This is a genomic window from Sulfitobacter dubius, from assembly GCF_900113435.1.
Classification (GTDB): Bacteria; Pseudomonadota; Alphaproteobacteria; order Rhodobacterales; family Rhodobacteraceae; genus Sulfitobacter; species Sulfitobacter dubius.
On record NZ_FOPG01000001.1, the window covers coordinates 1,183,051 to 1,198,239 of the forward strand.

Below are 15,189 nucleotides of genomic sequence, written 5' to 3' on the forward strand. Positions count from 1 at the left end.
ATGAGACATGCCCTCGCCCTGATCTCCGCCCTCCTGCCCCTGCCCGCCTTGGCCGAGATGTCAGCGGCGGAGTTCGAGGCCTATACGCAGGGCAAAACGCTTTACTACGGCCAGTCCGGCACGCCCTATGGGGCGGAGATTTATCACAAGGATCGGCGCGTGCAGTGGTCCTTTCTTGATGGCCGCTGCAAGGAGGGACGTTGGTATGAGGCGGAGGGGCTGATCTGTTTCGTCTACGAAGACGACCCCACCCCGCAATGCTGGAGTTTTACCGAAAGCCCGACCGGGCTGGTCGCCCGGTTCGAGAATGACCCAACCCAGACCGAGCTTTACGAGGCGCAGGAGCAGAACGACCCTCTGCTCTGTCTCGGGCTCGAAGTCGGGGTCTGAGCGGCCTTAGCTTTCGCCTTTGACAGCCAACCGACCATCCGAAAATTCAATCTCCAACCGGGCGGCGTTCTTGGCAGCTTCCGCACTTGTCACCACATCACCGTCGCCCCGCACCACGGCGAAACCACGGGCAAGCGTTTCGCGGTAGCCGAGCGTGCCGAGCGTCCGGCCCATCGCGTCGATCTGGCGGCGGCGGCGGTCCTGATCGGCGCGGCCTGCGCGCGCCAGCCGGGCCAGTACCTCCTTCAATCGGTGGTCTTGGCGGGAAAGGTCTCGGAGCAGCACCTCCGGGCGGAAGGTTTGTGTGCGGTCTAGCAGCCGTTCACGACGACGCATGATTTGGCGTTGCAGCACGTCGGGGTGGAACCGGTCGGCCCGCGCAGCCAGCCGTTCGCGTTGCCCCGCGAAGTTCCGCTGCCATGCCGGGCCGAGCCGTGCTGACAACTGCGCCAGCCGCTGACGATCCGCCTCCAGTTGGCGGCGCAGGGTGCCGGGGCGCAGCGCGCCGGACATATCGGCCAGCTTCACGCGGCGACCTTGGACGCCCGCGATCAGCGCAGGGGCGAGTTTTTCACCACCGCGGTCGAGCCTTTGGCGCGGCCCCTCCAACAGCGTGTCGGCCTGTGGCAGGGCCCGCGCCAGATCTCGCATCCGCTGGCCACGGCGGGTCAGCCCTTGGCTCAGCGCCTGGCGCATCCTTGCGCCCTGCCCCTCCAGCCATGCCGCCAGCTCATGCCGCACCGGCACGGCAAGCTCAGCCGCCGCTGTCGGCGTCGGCGCGCGTTTGTCTGAGACAAAGTCGATCAGCGTCGTGTCGGTTTCATGCCCTACGGCAGAGATCAGCGGGATGTCCGAGGCTGCCGCCGCGCGCGCGACGCTTTCCTCGTTAAAACCCCAGAGGTCTTCGACCGAGCCACCACCCCGCGCCACGATCAACAAATCGGGCCGTGGCAATGCGCCGCCGGGGGTAAGGCGGTTGAACCCTTCAATGGCCCGCACCACTTCGGGCGCGCATTTCGCGCCCTGCACGGCGACCGGCCAGACCAGCACTTTGCGCGGGAAACGGTCGCGCAGCCGGTGTAGGATATCACGGATCACGGCCCCCGAGGGCGAGGTCACGACGCCGATGATCTCGGGCAGATAGGGCAGTGGGCGTTTGCGTTCGGGCGCGAAGAGCCCCTCCGCCGCCAGCGTCGCCTTGCGTTTCTCCAACAGCGCCATCAGCGCGCCCATGCCCGCCGGTTTGATATCCTCAATGACGATCTGATATTTCGACTGCCCGCCAAAGGTGGTGATGCGCCCGGTGGCGACGACCTCCATCCCCTCTTCGGGCTGGGTCTCAAGCCGTGCGGTCACACCCTTCCAGATCACGCCGGAGATCACCGAACGGTCGTCCTTGAGGTCAAGATAGACATGCCCCGAACGCGGGCGGCTGACGCGGCCCACTTCACCCCGAATCCGGACATGGGCAAACTCACCCTCAATCACCCGCTTGATCGCACCAGAAAGCTCGGTGACGGTAAATTCGGGGCTGTTTGCACCGGGGGCGGGGTCGTCGAACAGATCCATCTGGGCACCTTGTGTCTGTGGGCACCCCAGCTTAGAACGCGGAGCAACGAAGTCCAAGGGAGTGCGCGGCATGAATATCCTGATCCTCGGCAGCGGTGGCCGCGAACATTCACTTGCTTGGGCGGTCATGCAGAACCCCAAATGCGATAAGCTGATCGTGGCACCGGGCAATGCGGGCATCGCGGCCATTGCGCAATGCGCCAAGCTCGACATCATGGATGGCGCAGCAGTGGTGACCTTTTGCGAGGGGAACAACATCGACTTCGTCATCATCGGCCCCGAAGCGCCCCTCGCCGCAGGTGTAGGCGACGATCTGCGTGCGGCGGGTTTCGACGTTTTCGGCCCCTCCAAAGCGGCGGCGGCGCTGGAAGCCTCCAAAGCCTTTACCAAGGAAATCTGCGACGCCTGCGATGCGCCCACGGCGGCCTATGGCCATTTCACCGATGCCGTCAGCGCCCGCGCCTATGTCGAAAAGCAGGGCGCGCCGATTGTCATCAAGGCCGACGGTCTGGCAGCGGGCAAGGGTGTTATCATCGCCATGACCGACGCCGAAGCCTTGGCCGCTGTGGATGAGATGTTCGACGGTGCCTTTGGCGACGCGGGCGCCGAGGTCGTGATCGAAGAATTCATGGAAGGCGAAGAGGCGTCCTTCTTCGTGCTCTGCGACGGCGAGACCGTGCTGCCCATCGGCACGGCCCAAGACCACAAGCGCGTCGGCGAAGGTGACAGCGGCCCCAATACCGGCGGCATGGGGGCCTATTCCCCCGCCCCGGTGCTGAGCGACGAAATCGCCGAACGCGCGCTGGATGAGATCATCCGCCCCTGCATGGCCGAGATGGCCAAGCGCGGGATGCCGTATCAGGGCGTGCTCTATGCCGGTTTGATGATCAAAGACGGCCAGCCGCGTTTGGTGGAATACAACGTGCGCTTTGGCGACCCAGAATGCCAAGTGCTGATGATGCGCCTTGGCGCGCAGGCTTTTGATCTGATGCAGGCAACGGCCAAGGGGTCTTTGGCCGAGATGCAGGTCAACTGGGCCGAAGACCACGCGCTGACCGTGGTGATGGCGGCGAATGGCTATCCCGGTGCCTATGAAAAGGGCAGTGAGATCAAAGGGCTGAAAGACCTGCCCGAAGACAGCGCCAATATGGTGTTCCACGCGGGCACTGTGGCACAGGACGGGGCAATCTTGGCCAACGGCGGCCGCGTGCTGAACGTCACCGCGCGGGGCGCCACGCTGGCCGAGGCACAACAGCGTGCCTATGCGATGGTCGACGGGATCGATTGGCCAGAAGGCTTCTGCCGCCGCGACATCGGCTGGCGCGCGCTGAGCTAACAGGCGGCGGCTTCAGCCGACCCAGCACTCTCACTCACAGGCAAGTGCCTTGGCGAAGCTCTCGGCCCCCGCGAAAGGGCCGATGTCGCGCCGCGCAAGCTGCCCGTCCTTCAGGGTTACCCCGACCACGCGCTGCCAATCGGCATCCGCCAGCACCATCTCAGGCCCGGCACCGCAGTCGCGCAGGCCGCCCGAGATGTAGGGTTCCCCGATTCGATGATTGGTCAGGCCCGACATCTGAGCCACTTCGCTCAGGTCCCCATCCGCAAAACGCCAGACCCGTAGCACACGCACCAGATGCGGGCGGTCGACATAGGCGATCTCAACCGCGCCGTCGCCGTCCAGATCAGCAGCACCTATGGGGGCAAGCCAGCGGTTGCTTTGGCCGATATGTGGGGTCTCAGTAATCTTGCCCTCGGGGCCGTAGATTGCCATCGCCGCACCACGGTTCATGTCGGTCTCAATCACCAGCACTTCGGGCGCGCCGTCGCCGGTCACATCGACCAGCCGCGGGGCGATATCTTCGAAAACATGGTCACGGGGCAGAACGAAACGCCGCGCGCTTCCGTCTGCCAAGGAAATCTGCACTCCGCCCCATTCCAGCGCATCGCCCAGAATGCCATGGGCGTAGCGCCCGGTCGGGTGGATATAGCGCGCGGCGGTGATCGTCTCCGCCACGGCGCTGGTTGCGATCAGCGCCAGTAGTGCCGCGCCGACCGCCCGCATCAGATTTGCTTTTCGGGCATCTGCACACGCAGACCGTCCAGCGCATCGGTGACCTTGATCTGGCAGGTCAGACGCGAGCGCGCAGGGTCAGGCTCGAACGCGAAGTCGAGCATGTCTTCTTCCATGTCGTCCATCGGGGTCAGTTTCTCTGTCCAGGCCGGATCGACATAGACGTGGCAGGTGGAACAAGCGCAGGCCCCGCCACAGTCGGCTTCGATACCGGGAATGTTATTGTCCCGCGCGCCTTCCATGACCGTGAGACCATTGGCCACCTCGACCACATGTTCGGTGCCGGAATGTTCGACATAGGTGATTTTGGCCATGATGATGCCCTTTCGTCCTAAAAGTTCGGCCTTGTTTAGCGGGCTATGGCAGCCGGTTCCAGCCCCCTTTTCGTGAGGTCACGCAGTGCGTGACATTGCGGTGGGCAAGGTCCGCGCATCCCGCTAGTCTGCACCGCGAACGACAGGCAAGCCCGAGAGAACCGGCATGAAACAACCCATCACATTCCGATCCGCCACCCTGCGCGGGGCGCTGCTCTTGGCGGTGGCCGGGATTGCGGGGTGTGACAGCACGACCCCGGCCACGCCGCGCCCGGAGCCGGGGGTGTTGGAGGCGACGCGCAACGGCCCCGCAGGCGCAGCTGAGGGCAGTTGCTGGGGCCGCACCGTTAGCCCTGCGGTAATTGAAACGGTGACCGAACAGGTCGAAGTCACCCCCGCCAAGATGAACCCCGATGGCAGCATTGCCAAGCCGCCGGTCTACAAAACCGAGACACGGCAAGAGATTGTACGCGCGCGGGTCGACAACTGGTTTGAGACCCCCTGCCCGGATGTGCTCACGGTAGAGTTCAACAGCACATTGCAACGCGCACTACAGGCGCGTGGTTATTACAGCGGGCCGATCACGGGCGAGATGGACGCCGCCACGCGGCAAGCGGTGCGGCGCTATCAGGCGCAGCAGGGGCCGAACAGTGAAGTGCTATCACTTACCACCGCCCGCGCGCTTGGGTTGGTGGCGGTGCCCCGGCAAGGCGGCTGATCCCGAAACGCAAAAGGGCGCCCGCAGGCGCCCTCATTAACCTCTACCTTAGCAGATCACTCAGCCAGCGACAGCGCCACAAAGCGCGGATCACCACCACGGCGCACCAGCAAGAGCAGAGACTTGCGCCCCGCATCTTTTGCCGCCTCAATACGCGCTTCCAGATCGGTGATGTTTGTCACCTTTTCCTGTCCAGCTTCGGTGATGATGTCGCCCATGCGCAGGCCTTTTTCAAAGGCTTCGGAAGTCTGATCGACATCCGTGACCGCAAGGCCGGTCATGCCATCATCCGCACCAAGTTCGGCCCGCAGCGCATCCGTGAGTGGGGTCAGGGTCAGCCCCATCAACATCGTAGACTGCGGCTCGGCTTCAGTGCCATCCTCAGCATCTTCGTCCATTGCCGCAGGAACCGCGCCATCCGCATCTTCGCGGCGGCCCAGCACCACTTTAATGGTCTGGGTCTTGCCATCGCGTAGCACGGTCACACGCACGGTCGCGCCGACGGGGCTGTTGCCCACCTGACGGACCAAGCCACGGGTATCTACAACTTCGACACCGTCGAAGGATTTGATAACGTCACCGGTTTTAAGGCCTGCTTCCCGCGCCGGACCTTCCGGCACGTCGGTGATCAATGCGCCCACGGCTTTCTTGAGGCCCATGGCATCGGCCACATCATCGGTCACGTCCTGAATGCGCACGCCCAGCCAACCGCGGCGGGTCTCGCCGAACTCTTTCAACTGATCGATCACCCGTGTCACCACGTTGGAGGCCATCGAAAAGCCGATGCCGATGGAGCCGCCATTGGGCGACAGGATTGCGGTGTTCACGCCAATCACTTCGCCATCCATGTTGAACAACGGCCCGCCGGAGTTGCCCCGGTTGATCGCGGCGTCGGTCTGGATGTAATCGTCATAGGTGCCCGACAGCGCCCGGTTGCGCGCAGAGACGATACCCGCAGAGACCGAAAAGCCCTGCCCCAGCGGATTGCCCATGGCGATGACCCAATCGCCAACACGCGCAGCGTTGCTGTCCCCGAAAGAAACGAAGGGCAGCGGCTGTTTGGCTTCGACCTTCAGCAGCGCAATGTCGGTCTTTGGATCGGTGCCGATCACCTCGGCGACGAGTTCCTCTCCCGAGAAAAATTCGATCGTAATCTCATCGGCGCTCTCGATCACGTGGTTGTTGGTCACCACATAGCCATCTTCAGAAATCACAAAGCCCGAGCCAAGCGCCGAGGAACGGCGCGGCCGGTTACCCTCGCCATCGTTGTTGCGGTCCTGAAATTCGCGGAAGAAATCCTCGAAAGGAGAGCCTTCGGGAACGATGCCCTGCGGCCCGGTGCGGCCCTCAACTGTGGTCGACGTGGTGATATTCACCACCGAGGGGCTGATCTTTTCCGCGAGCGGGGCGAGGCTTTCGGGTTTGGCCAGCGCCATGCTGGCTTGCAGGATCAAGAGGGTCAGCGCCATCACCCCCATTGCCATCGCTCGCATCCATTGGGTGTCTTGTGCTGTTTTGGACAGGGAAACCGCCTTGGCCTGCATTCATCGTCTCCTGATTGTTCCTGTTGTTGCCAACGTGGGCAGAGTGCATTCCGAACGGACGCGCTGCAACATCAAAGATGGGGCCGATCACGGGGTTTTCAACTGTCGGGCGCATGACGAATTTGCGCAGCGTCATGTGACCATTGTAGAAGCTCAAGCGGAAACCACCCGGTAGCTCGGCGCCTTCAAGCGCCCCTAAACGCCAAGCTGGAACGCCAGCCAGACCAGCATCAGCCCCGCAACGACCGCCAGCGCGCCAACTTGGCGCAAAGCTCCCTCAGGAATGCGGCGCAGCATCTCCAGCATCTGCTCCAAAAACGAAGGGGCCAGTGCGTACACCAGCCCCTCGAATATCAGAACCGACCCGAGAGCCAGTAAAACAAGGCTCATTCGCGCTCGCCCTCGGCAGAGCGGCTGCCCTGATCAGAGCGCAGGTAGTTAAAGAACTCGCTGTCCGGTGACATCACCATGGTCGAGTTATCGCCCTGCAAGGCCTGCTCATAGGCGGTCAACGACCGGTAGAATTCAAAGAACTCCTGATCCTTGCCATAGGCCTGTGCGAAGATGTTGTTTCGCTGGGCATCGGCCTCACCTTCAATGATACGCGCATCACGGCGCGCCTCCGAGAGGATCTCTTCATAGGTCCGGTCTGCAAGGGCAGTCACACGCTGCGCGGCTTCACGGCCACGGGCGCGTTCGTCGGTGGCTTCACGCTCACGCTCGGCGATCATCCGCTGCAACGTCGCATCAAAGTTCTGCTCAGGCAGGTTGGTTTGACGCAGCCGCACATCGACGACCTTGAGGCCAAGCGCCTGTGCACGGGCATCGGCACGCACACGGATTTGCTCCATCAGGTCGGACCGCTCAGGGGACAGGATCGTGTTGGAGGTCACACCCTGCGAGCCCAGAACGGCACGGATTTGGCTTTCCATGATGCCGCCCATTTCGCTTTCGGCCTGACGCTCTCCGCCCGCACCCAAAGCTTGGCGGTACTGGACCATATCGTCGATCCGGTAGAGGACGAATGCGTCGATTTCCAAACGGCGGTCATCGGCAGGGGTGACTTCGATCACCGGCGTTTCCAGCGACAGAATGCGGTCTTCGTAGCGCACAACCTCGTCCAAGAAAGGCACCTTGAAACCAATGCCCGGCTCGTTGCGGACCTGTTTGATTTGACCAAAGCGCAGAACCAGCGCTTTTTCACGCTCGTCGACCACAAAAACCGAGGCCAATATACCAACGATGGCAATGACGACGATGGGGATAAGTAAGCTCGTTTTACGCATCAGTTCGACCCTCCGCTGCGCCGCAGCTCGTTCAATGGCAGATAGGGAACAACGCCTTGGCCATCTTGACCGCTGCCGTTTTCGAGGATGATTTTATCCACGTCGCCCAGCACCTTTTCCATGGTCTCAAGATACAGCCGCTTGCGCGTTACTTCGGGCGCGTTGCGGTACTCTTCCAACACAGCTTCAAAACGGCTGGCTTCACCCACGGCGTCGTTCACTACACGGGCACGGTAACCTTCGGCGGCTTCCAGAAGTTGCGCCGATTCACCGCGTGCTTCAGCGGTACGGCGGTTGGCATAGGCATCCGCCTGACGTTCCACCCGGTCGCGCTCCTGCTCGGCGGCCTGCACGTCACGGAAAGCATCGACAACCGACTGCGTGGTTGTGTTGCCGTTGGCATCTGTGACCTGCACAGTCTGGCTGGGCGGATCGACCTTGTTCACGTTGACACGCAGCACGTTGATGCCGGTTTTGCGGTTATCAAGCGTGGTTTGGATCAACTCTTTGACCCGGTCGGCCACCGCACCACGATCCCGGTTCAGGATCGGAGCCAGTTCGGATTGGGCGATGACTTCGCGCATGGCAGATTCGGAAATCGCACGAACGGAGGCTTCGGGGTCGCGCAGCGAGAATTTGAAATCGCGCGCGTTCTTAATGTTCCAGACCACCTGAAAGTCGATATCGACGATGTTTTCATCCGTGGTCAGCATCAAACCTTCGTTGCCGCCGCCCCCGCGCCGCACGCCAAGTTCTTCAGTGCGGTTGGTGGTGACGTCAAAAACCTCTGCGGTAACCAGCGGCCATGGGGCAAAGTTCAGACCCTCGGTGCCAATGCCGGAAAATTCGCCCAAGAACAGTTCGATCGACTGCTGTTCAGGCCGCACGGTATAAAAGCTGGCGAAACCCCAGAGCGCCACCCCGGCCAAGAGCGCGATGCCCAGGGTCGAGCGTGTCACGCCCGGCCCGCCAGAACCGCGACCGCCGCCGCCGGTGCCATTGCCCCGGTCACCACCACGGCCACCCATCAAAACGCGCAACTGCTCTTGGCCCTTACGCACCAAATCGTCGATCTCGGGCATTTGGGGGCGGTCGCCGCCCTGCCCGCGTGGACCGTCTTTGCGTCCCCCGTTGCTGCGGTCTCCACCGGTATCACGGTCTCCGCCGTTGCCCCGGTTGCCGCCTCCGCCGCCCCCCCAAGGGCCTTGCGAATTTCCTGCCATTGTTATGTTCCCCTCTTGGCCGCCCATGCGGCCTATCGTTCTAAAAATTGTACGCTTTCGCGTGATATTCAAGCCGTGCGGGTTGGATTACGCATGGTAACCAGTTCTTCCGACATGGTCGGGTGCACCGCGCAGGTGGCGTCGAACTGCTCTTTCGTAGCGCCCATCTTGACTGCGATGCCGACCATTTGGATCAATTCACCCGCATTGGGTGCGACGATATGACAACCCAACACAACCCGTGTATCAGCGCAAACGATCAGTTTCATCAGCACTCGGTCCGCCTTGCCCGCAAAGGCCCCCTGCATCGGTTTGAAGGAAGTCGCATAGACCTCGATCGGCCCTGCCTCCCGCGCGGCTTCTTCGCTTAGCCCCACGGTGCCCATTTCGGGCTGGGTGAAGATTGCCGAGGGCACCAGATCATGATCGACCGGCGTCGGCTTACCGCCAAAGACCGTTTCGACAAAGGCCATCCCTTCGCGGATCGCCACAGGCGTCAGGTTAATCCGGTTTGTCACATCACCAATTGCATAGATCGAAGGCACAGCCGTCTGGCTGTATTCGTCCACTTCGATCGCACCGCTGCGGCCCAGTTTTACGCCCAGTTCTTCCAGCCCCATGTCGTCGCTGTTCGGGCGACGGCCCGTGGCAAAGAGCACTTGGTCGAACATCTTTTCGGTGCCGTTGGTCGGCTTGACCTTCATTGGGCCGCTGCCGTCTTCGTGGCTGGGCGTCATCTCAAGGATGTTGGTGCCAAGATGCAGGTCGATCCCCTTTTCCTGCATCATCTCGGCCACCATGCCGCGGGCTTCGTCGTCAAAGCCGCGCAGGATCTGCGCGCCACGGTAGTATTGCGTCACCTCGACACCCAAACCGTTTAGGATACAGGCAAATTCACAAGCGATGTAACCGCCGCCGATGATCAGGATCGACTTGGGCAGTTTCTCCAGATGGAACAGATCGTCAGAGACCAGACCCAGTTCCGCATTCTCGATCTCGGGGCGCACGGGGCGACCACCGCTGGCGATGAGGATGTGTTTGGCGGTCTTCTCGGTCCCATCGGAAAGGGCGACGGTATGGGCGTCTTTGATCCGCGCGCGGGCGTCGAATGTGTCGACGCCGGAGTTCTTCAGAAGCTTGCGATAGACGCCTTCGAGGCGGTCCAACTCTGTGTTCAGGCGGCTTTTGAAGTCATGCCAATCGAAGGGCCCAGCCTTGAGATCCCAGCCAAAGCATTTCGCCTCATCCACCACATCGGCATAGCCCGAGGCGAAGACCATCAGCTTCTTAGGCACGCAGCCCCGGATCACACAGGTCCCGCCATAGCGGTCTTCCTCGGCCAGTCCGACCTTGGCGTCATGCTCGCCCGCCGCGACGCGCGCCGCGCGCACACCGCCCGAGCCGCCACCGATGACAAACAGGTCGTAGTCGAATTCATTCTTGGCCATTTGGCGCCTCTCTTAGTCGTTTTTGGTCTTGCGCGGGATCGCGCATATTCTGGTGCTGCGCGGGATCGCGCGTGTCTCGCTTTGTGGGCGCTAATCGCTCAGGTCGGAAAACAGGTTGTCGGTCTCGACAAATTCCAGCCGATCGGTCGCCACAGTGCCTTCATTTATGTCGCGCACCTCAACCCTGCCATCCCCGTAGCCGATCACAACCGCGTCACAGATATCGATGAACAGGCCGTTTTCCACCACGCCGGGCATTTGGTTCAGCACCAGCGCCAATTGCCGCGCGTTGCCGATGCGCCCCAGCCGCAGGTCTAGGATATAGTTCCCCTCGTCGGTGATGAAAGGCACCTCGCCGTTCATCCGCAGGGTCGAGTTGCGGCCAAGCACATCCATCGAGATCAGCGTCTCTTCGACCAGCGCCTGCGTGGTTTGCCAGCCAAAGGGAATCACTTCGATGGGCAGGGGGAAGCCACCGAGATGCTGCACCTCTTTGCCGACATCGGCGATCACCACCATCTGGTCACTTGCCGTGGCGACGATCTTTTCTTGCAACAGCGCACCACCACCGCCTTTAATGAGGTTCAGGTCGCCGTCGAATTCATCCGCCCCGTCAATCGTCAGGTCGAGCCATTTCGCCTCGTCGAGCGAGATCACCTCGATCCCCACATCCCGCGCCAGTTGCGCCGTGCGCGAGGAGGTCGGCACGCCTTTGATACGCAGCCCATCGTCGCGCACCATCTCGCCCAGACAGCGCACCAGCCACGCGGCGGTCGATCCTGTGCCAAGCCCGACACGCATTCCATCTTCCACAAAATCGCACGCCCGTTTCGCAGCCACAAATTTGGCCTTGTCGATAGGTGATAGTTCTCCGGACATCGGGCAGCTCCCTAGAGGCGTTTGCCGCGTTATAGGGCGAATTGGCATAGGGTGCGAGGGGCAAGTCAGCGGTTTTTGGACGCACGGCAATGCCACAGGACGGCCAGAGCGCGCGCCCTGTCGCTTTCAGCGTGCCAAGCGGCGGCAGGAAATGGTTGGCTCGGCCCACACCGCTTGCATTGCGCCAAAGGTCTGGGCGATACCCGTCTCACCGCGCCCCGACACCCGCAACCATAAAAGGGTCCGCCACCTGATGTTTCTTTCCGTATTCGACATGTTCAAAGTGGGCATCGGCCCTTCGTCTTCGCATACCATGGGGCCGATGGTGGCGGCGGGGCGTTTCCTGGACCAGATGCGCGCATCGCCCTTCCAATTCGCCGGGCTGCGCGCCTCGTTGCATGGCAGTCTCGCCTTTACCGGGGTGGGCCATGCCACCGACCGCGCCACGATCCTCGGCCTCGCCGGGTTCACGCCCGAGGACTATGACGCCGAAGCCGCCGAGAAGGTGTTGGAAGAGATCAAACAGACCCGGCGTATCAGCGTCGACGGCCTGCCCGAACTGCGCTTCGATCCTGAGCGCGACATGATCTTCGACTACGACACCAAGCTTACAGGCCATGCCAACGGCATGATGCTGATGGCCACCGATGCCCAAGGCGACGTTGCCTTGCGCGAGACCTATTACTCCATCGGCGGCGGCTTCGTGATGACCGAAAAGGAACTGGCCGCGGGCAAGGACACGGATGAGGGCGCGCCGGTGCCCTTCCCGTTCAAGTCCGCCGCGGAAATGCTTGAGATGTCAGCGAAATCCGGCAAGACCATCGCAGGTATGAAACGCGCCAACGAAGAGGCGCGTGGCGGGGCCGAGAACCTGCGCGAAGGCAGCAAACGGCTCTGGCAGGTGATGCGCGATTGTATCGACCGCGGGCTGACGACCGATGGCACCCTGCCCGGTGGTCTTCAGGTGAAACGCCGCGCCAAGGGCATCTACGACGCGCTGATCGCCGAGCGTGGGCAGAACCAATCCGCGCCGCATACGATCAACGACTGGATGAGCGTCTATGCCATGGCGGTGAACGAGGAGAATGCGGCTGGCGGTCAGGTCGTCACTGCGCCCACGAACGGCGCGGCAGGCGTGATGCCCGCCACCCTGCGCTATTACCTCGACCACGTGCCCGGCGCGTCAGAGGCGCATATCGAAGACTTCCTGCTCACCGCCGCCGCGATTGGCGGGCTGGTGAAATACAACGCCTCAATCTCAGGCGCAGAAGCGGGCTGTCAGGCCGAAGTCGGCAGCGCCGCCGCCATGTCCGCCGCCGGGCTCTGCGCCGTGATGGGCGGCACACCGCAGCAGATTGAAAACGCCGCCGAGATCGCCTTGGAGCACCACCTCGGCATGACCTGCGACCCGGTCAAAGGGCTGGTGCAGGTGCCTTGTATCGAGCGTAACGGGCTGGGCGCGATCAAGGCGGTGTCGGCGGCCTCTCTGGCGCTGCGCGGCGACGGCACGCATCTGGTGCCGCTGGACGCCTGTATTGAGACCATGCGCCAAACCGGTGCGGATATGAGCGAAAAGTACAAGGAAACCTCGCTCGGCGGGCTGGCGGTGAACGTGCCAAATTGCTGAAGCTGCGCAAATTTGCACAGGGCCCGTTCGCCGGGGCCAATTGTTGAGGTGACCGCAGCCGCCTATCTTCTAAGCAACTGCAAAGGAGAGCATCATGTCCCTCAGACCCACATTGGAAACCCGCCGCGCCACGCCCACGATGGAAGGCGCCGGGGTGAAACTGCACCGCGCTTTCGGCTTCCACGACCCGTCGGAACTGGACCCCTTCCTGCTGTTCGACGACTTCCGCAACGACCGCTCCGAAGACTTTGAGAAAGGCTTCCCTTGGCACCCCCACCGCGGGATCGAGACTATCACCTATGTGCTCGAAGGCACCGTAGAACACGCGGATTCGCTGGGCAACACCGGCGATCTGAACGCGGGCGACGTGCAGTGGATGACCGCAGGCTCGGGCATCTTGCACCAAGAAATGCCGCGCGGGAACGACAAGGGGCAGATGCACGGCTTCCAGCTTTGGGGAAACCTGCCGTCAGCCCAGAAGATGACCGCGCCGCGTTATCAGGATATGAAATCCGCCGACATTCCTGTGGTGATTGATGACGACGGCACGCGGGTCAAGATCATCACCGGCGAGTTCTGGGGCAAACGCGGCCCCGTCGATGGCATCGCCGCCGATCCGCAGTATTTGGATGTGTTCGTGCCAGCGGGGGTCAGAAAGACCTTTAAGATCGACACCTACCGCCGGGCCTTTGCGTATGTCTTCCAAGGCGCGGGTGCGTTCGCGGATGCCTCCGCCCCCTCGAGTGTGCTGCTGGAAAAAGAAGTCGGCGGCGAAGAGGTCAACATCCGCGACATGTCAGGCGACCGGACGCTGATCCGTTTCGGCACCGGCGACGAGGTGACGGTTCAGGCCGGGCCGGAAGGTGTGCGTTTCCTCTTGATCTCGGGCGCGCCGATTGAAGAGCCGGTGGCGTGGCACGGGCCGATCGTGATGAACACCCGCGCCGAGATACAGCAGGCGATGCGCGATCTGAACAACGGGACGTTCATCCGCCCTGCACATTGAACGAAAGGGCCGTGGCCGCTCAGGCGGTCACGGCCTTGCGCACCATGTCCCAATATTGTGCTACGACCTCGTCCAGCGACAGCCGTCCGCCCGCGCGGTACCATGTATTCACCCCCGTCAGCATTGCGATGATCGCCAGCGTAACGATCTTGGTATCGGCGACGGCGAAATCGCCGCTGGCCACTCCGGCGCGAAGGATTGATTCCAACCGGTCCTCATAGTCACGGCGCAGACGCTCAATCACGGCGAAATTCTCCTCCGTCAGATTGCGCAACTCCATATAGGCGATGAAAACCTCATCAGGCCGATCCGCGTGGAATCGGATGTGAAAGGCCACAAAATCCTGCAACTGCTGCATGGCGGGGCGGCTGGGGTCATGGGGCGTCTCGGCCAGCAGGTCGGTCATATGCGCCTGCATCAGGTCAAACAGCAGGCTTTGTTTATCAGGCGTGTAATTATAGAGCGCCCCGGCCTGCACGCCGACTTCGGCGGCGATGGCGCGCATTGACACGGCAGCATAGCCGCCCCGTGCGAAAAGTCGCAACGCTGCCGCGCGGACACGCGGGCCGGTGATATCGGAGTGGGAGCCTGTGGTTCTTGCCATGGCGGTAATTTAATGAACAAGCGTTCAAAAGCAAACCCCGCTTGCGCGAAGATCGTGGCTGGGGCAGAACGAGGCATGACCCTCATGCGCACGCCCCGCCCCCTCTCGATCACCGCCCTGTTTCTGGGCGTCTCGCTGATTGCGGGCTGCACGCAGTTTCCCGCGCTTGATCGCACGATCACCCCTGAGCTTGAGGCCGCGTCCTTTCCCGATATTGTACCGATCGACCCGCTTTTGGCGCAGGCCACCGCTGGCCGGATCGATCCTGTTCGAACCGAGGCAGAGCTGAGCGGACGTGCCGCCCAACTGGACGCCCGCGCCGGGCGGATCGGCAGCAACAGCGCCGATGCCGCGACCGCCGCGCGGGTGGCACGGCTGCGCGCACGGGCGACTGAGTTAAAGCGCACGCGTCAGGCCGCCGAATCCGGTGAAGACGTCGAATAAATCCCCAGCCTACAAAAGCGTATGCGCGTTGCACGCGGGCGCTGAACCCGCTACATCGCGGCAAAG

General features: G+C 62.4%; 16 protein-coding genes. 6 read left to right on the plus strand and 10 right to left on the minus strand.

The annotated features are described in order from the left end of the window. Complete coding sequence (locus tag BM229_RS05770) at window positions 1-390, plus strand: hypothetical protein (protein ID WP_093927231.1); 390 nt, start codon at window positions 1-3, stop codon at window positions 388-390. A 6-nt stretch (window positions 391-396) separates the two neighbouring features. Here the strand turns inward: BM229_RS05770 and xseA are convergent, their stop codons facing one another. Beyond that, complete coding sequence (gene xseA / locus BM229_RS05775; RefSeq protein ID WP_093926678.1) at window positions 397-1,959, minus strand: exodeoxyribonuclease VII large subunit; 1,563 nt, start codon at window positions 1,957-1,959, stop codon at window positions 397-399. Window positions 1,960-2,029: 70 nt separating this feature from the next. On the opposite strand from xseA, the gene purD reads away from it, so the two are divergent. Continuing rightward, complete coding sequence (gene purD / locus BM229_RS05780; RefSeq protein ID WP_093926679.1) at window positions 2,030-3,295, plus strand: phosphoribosylamine--glycine ligase; 1,266 nt, start codon at window positions 2,030-2,032, stop codon at window positions 3,293-3,295. 30 nt (window positions 3,296-3,325) lie between these two features. Here the strand turns inward: purD and BM229_RS05785 are convergent, their stop codons facing one another. Continuing rightward, window positions 3,326-4,021 (minus strand): FG-GAP repeat domain-containing protein, encoded by a 696-nt coding sequence (locus tag BM229_RS05785; RefSeq protein WP_093926680.1) that lies wholly within the window; start codon window positions 4,019-4,021, stop codon window positions 3,326-3,328. Continuing rightward, complete coding sequence (locus BM229_RS05790) at window positions 4,021-4,344, minus strand: 2Fe-2S iron-sulfur cluster-binding protein (RefSeq protein ID WP_067625538.1); 324 nt, start codon at window positions 4,342-4,344, stop codon at window positions 4,021-4,023. The genes BM229_RS05785 and BM229_RS05790 overlap by 1 nt, the downstream gene beginning before the upstream one ends. Before the next feature lie 166 nt (window positions 4,345-4,510). Here BM229_RS05790 and BM229_RS05795 point away from each other — a divergent pair, with 166 nt between their 5' ends. Next, window positions 4,511-5,062, plus strand: coding sequence for a peptidoglycan-binding domain-containing protein (locus BM229_RS05795; protein WP_093926681.1), 552 nt, complete (start codon window positions 4,511-4,513; stop codon window positions 5,060-5,062). A 56-nt stretch (window positions 5,063-5,118) separates the two neighbouring features. On the opposite strand, the gene BM229_RS05800 is transcribed toward BM229_RS05795, so the two are convergent. The 6 genes from BM229_RS05800 to rpiA form a co-directional block, all read right to left on the minus strand. Next, the gene (locus BM229_RS05800) at window positions 5,119-6,606 is read right to left on the minus strand and encodes a DegQ family serine endoprotease (RefSeq protein WP_093926682.1); all 1,488 of its coding nucleotides are present in this window, start codon (window positions 6,604-6,606) and stop codon (window positions 5,119-5,121) included. Window positions 6,607-6,801: 195 nt separating this feature from the next. Next, window positions 6,802-6,996 (minus strand): DUF2065 domain-containing protein, encoded by a 195-nt coding sequence (locus BM229_RS05805; protein ID WP_093926683.1) that lies wholly within the window; start codon window positions 6,994-6,996, stop codon window positions 6,802-6,804. Further along, window positions 6,993-7,892, minus strand: a complete 900-nt coding sequence (hflC, locus tag BM229_RS05810) for a protease modulator HflC (RefSeq protein ID WP_093926684.1) — start codon at window positions 7,890-7,892, stop codon at window positions 6,993-6,995. The genes BM229_RS05805 and hflC overlap by 4 nt, the downstream gene beginning before the upstream one ends. Next, a complete protein-coding gene (gene hflK, locus BM229_RS05815) occupies window positions 7,892-9,115 on the minus strand; it encodes an FtsH protease activity modulator HflK (protein ID WP_208604026.1) in 1,224 nt (407 codons plus the stop codon). The genes hflC and hflK overlap by 1 nt, the downstream gene beginning before the upstream one ends. 68 nt (window positions 9,116-9,183) lie before the next feature. Next, entirely contained in the window at window positions 9,184-10,563 is a 1,380-nt protein-coding gene (gene gorA, locus BM229_RS05820; RefSeq protein ID WP_093926685.1) for a glutathione-disulfide reductase, read from the minus strand. Between the two features lie 90 nt (window positions 10,564-10,653). Continuing rightward, window positions 10,654-11,442: a ribose-5-phosphate isomerase RpiA gene (gene rpiA / locus BM229_RS05825; protein WP_093926686.1), complete on the minus strand. Its 789-nt coding sequence runs from the start codon at window positions 11,440-11,442 to the stop codon at window positions 10,654-10,656. Between the two features lie 253 nt (window positions 11,443-11,695). On the opposite strand from rpiA, the gene BM229_RS05830 reads away from it, so the two are divergent. Together BM229_RS05830 and BM229_RS05835 are read left to right on the plus strand one after the other, a co-directional pair. Further along, window positions 11,696-13,069: an L-serine ammonia-lyase gene (locus tag BM229_RS05830; protein WP_093926687.1), complete on the plus strand. Its 1,374-nt coding sequence runs from the start codon at window positions 11,696-11,698 to the stop codon at window positions 13,067-13,069. A gap of 94 nt (window positions 13,070-13,163) precedes the next feature. Further along, window positions 13,164-14,075, plus strand: coding sequence for a pirin family protein (locus BM229_RS05835; protein WP_093926688.1), 912 nt, complete (start codon window positions 13,164-13,166; stop codon window positions 14,073-14,075). Between the two features lie 19 nt (window positions 14,076-14,094). On the opposite strand, the gene BM229_RS05840 is transcribed toward BM229_RS05835, so the two are convergent. Beyond that, the gene (locus tag BM229_RS05840) at window positions 14,095-14,679 is read right to left on the minus strand and encodes a TetR/AcrR family transcriptional regulator (RefSeq protein WP_093926689.1); all 585 of its coding nucleotides are present in this window, start codon (window positions 14,677-14,679) and stop codon (window positions 14,095-14,097) included. 75 nt (window positions 14,680-14,754) lie between these two features. Between BM229_RS05840 and BM229_RS05845 the strand changes: the two genes are divergently transcribed. Next, window positions 14,755-15,123 carry a hypothetical protein gene (locus BM229_RS05845; RefSeq protein WP_208604027.1) on the plus strand — a complete coding sequence of 123 codons (369 nt, stop codon included), beginning with the start codon at window positions 14,755-14,757 and terminating at the stop codon, window positions 15,121-15,123. The last annotated feature ends 66 nt before the right edge of the window (window positions 15,124-15,189 follow it).

Coding starts and splice junctions, on each gene's coding strand:
- BM229_RS05770 (WP_093927231.1), top strand. CDS start 1: ATGAGACATGCCCTCGCCCTGATCTCCGCCCTCCTGCCCCTGCCCGCC.
- xseA (WP_093926678.1), bottom strand. CDS start 1,959: ATGGATCTGTTCGACGACCCCGCCCCCGGTGCAAACAGCCCCGAATTT.
- purD (WP_093926679.1), top strand. CDS start 2,030: ATGAATATCCTGATCCTCGGCAGCGGTGGCCGCGAACATTCACTTGCT.
- BM229_RS05785 (WP_093926680.1), bottom strand. CDS start 4,021: ATGCGGGCGGTCGGCGCGGCACTACTGGCGCTGATCGCAACCAGCGCC.
- BM229_RS05790 (WP_067625538.1), bottom strand. CDS start 4,344: ATGGCCAAAATCACCTATGTCGAACATTCCGGCACCGAACATGTGGTC.
- BM229_RS05795 (WP_093926681.1), top strand. CDS start 4,511: ATGAAACAACCCATCACATTCCGATCCGCCACCCTGCGCGGGGCGCTG.
- BM229_RS05800 (WP_093926682.1), bottom strand. CDS start 6,606: ATGCAGGCCAAGGCGGTTTCCCTGTCCAAAACAGCACAAGACACCCAA.
- BM229_RS05805 (WP_093926683.1), bottom strand. CDS start 6,996: ATGAGCCTTGTTTTACTGGCTCTCGGGTCGGTTCTGATATTCGAGGGG.
- hflC (WP_093926684.1), bottom strand. CDS start 7,892: ATGCGTAAAACGAGCTTACTTATCCCCATCGTCGTCATTGCCATCGTT.
- hflK (WP_208604026.1), bottom strand. CDS start 9,115: ATGGCAGGAAATTCGCAAGGCCCTTGGGGGGGCGGCGGAGGCGGCAAC.
- gorA (WP_093926685.1), bottom strand. CDS start 10,563: ATGGCCAAGAATGAATTCGACTACGACCTGTTTGTCATCGGTGGCGGC.
- rpiA (WP_093926686.1), bottom strand. CDS start 11,442: ATGTCCGGAGAACTATCACCTATCGACAAGGCCAAATTTGTGGCTGCG.
- BM229_RS05830 (WP_093926687.1), top strand. CDS start 11,696: ATGTTTCTTTCCGTATTCGACATGTTCAAAGTGGGCATCGGCCCTTCG.
- BM229_RS05835 (WP_093926688.1), top strand. CDS start 13,164: ATGTCCCTCAGACCCACATTGGAAACCCGCCGCGCCACGCCCACGATG.
- BM229_RS05840 (WP_093926689.1), bottom strand. CDS start 14,679: ATGGCAAGAACCACAGGCTCCCACTCCGATATCACCGGCCCGCGTGTC.
- BM229_RS05845 (WP_208604027.1), top strand. CDS start 14,755: ATGACCCTCATGCGCACGCCCCGCCCCCTCTCGATCACCGCCCTGTTT.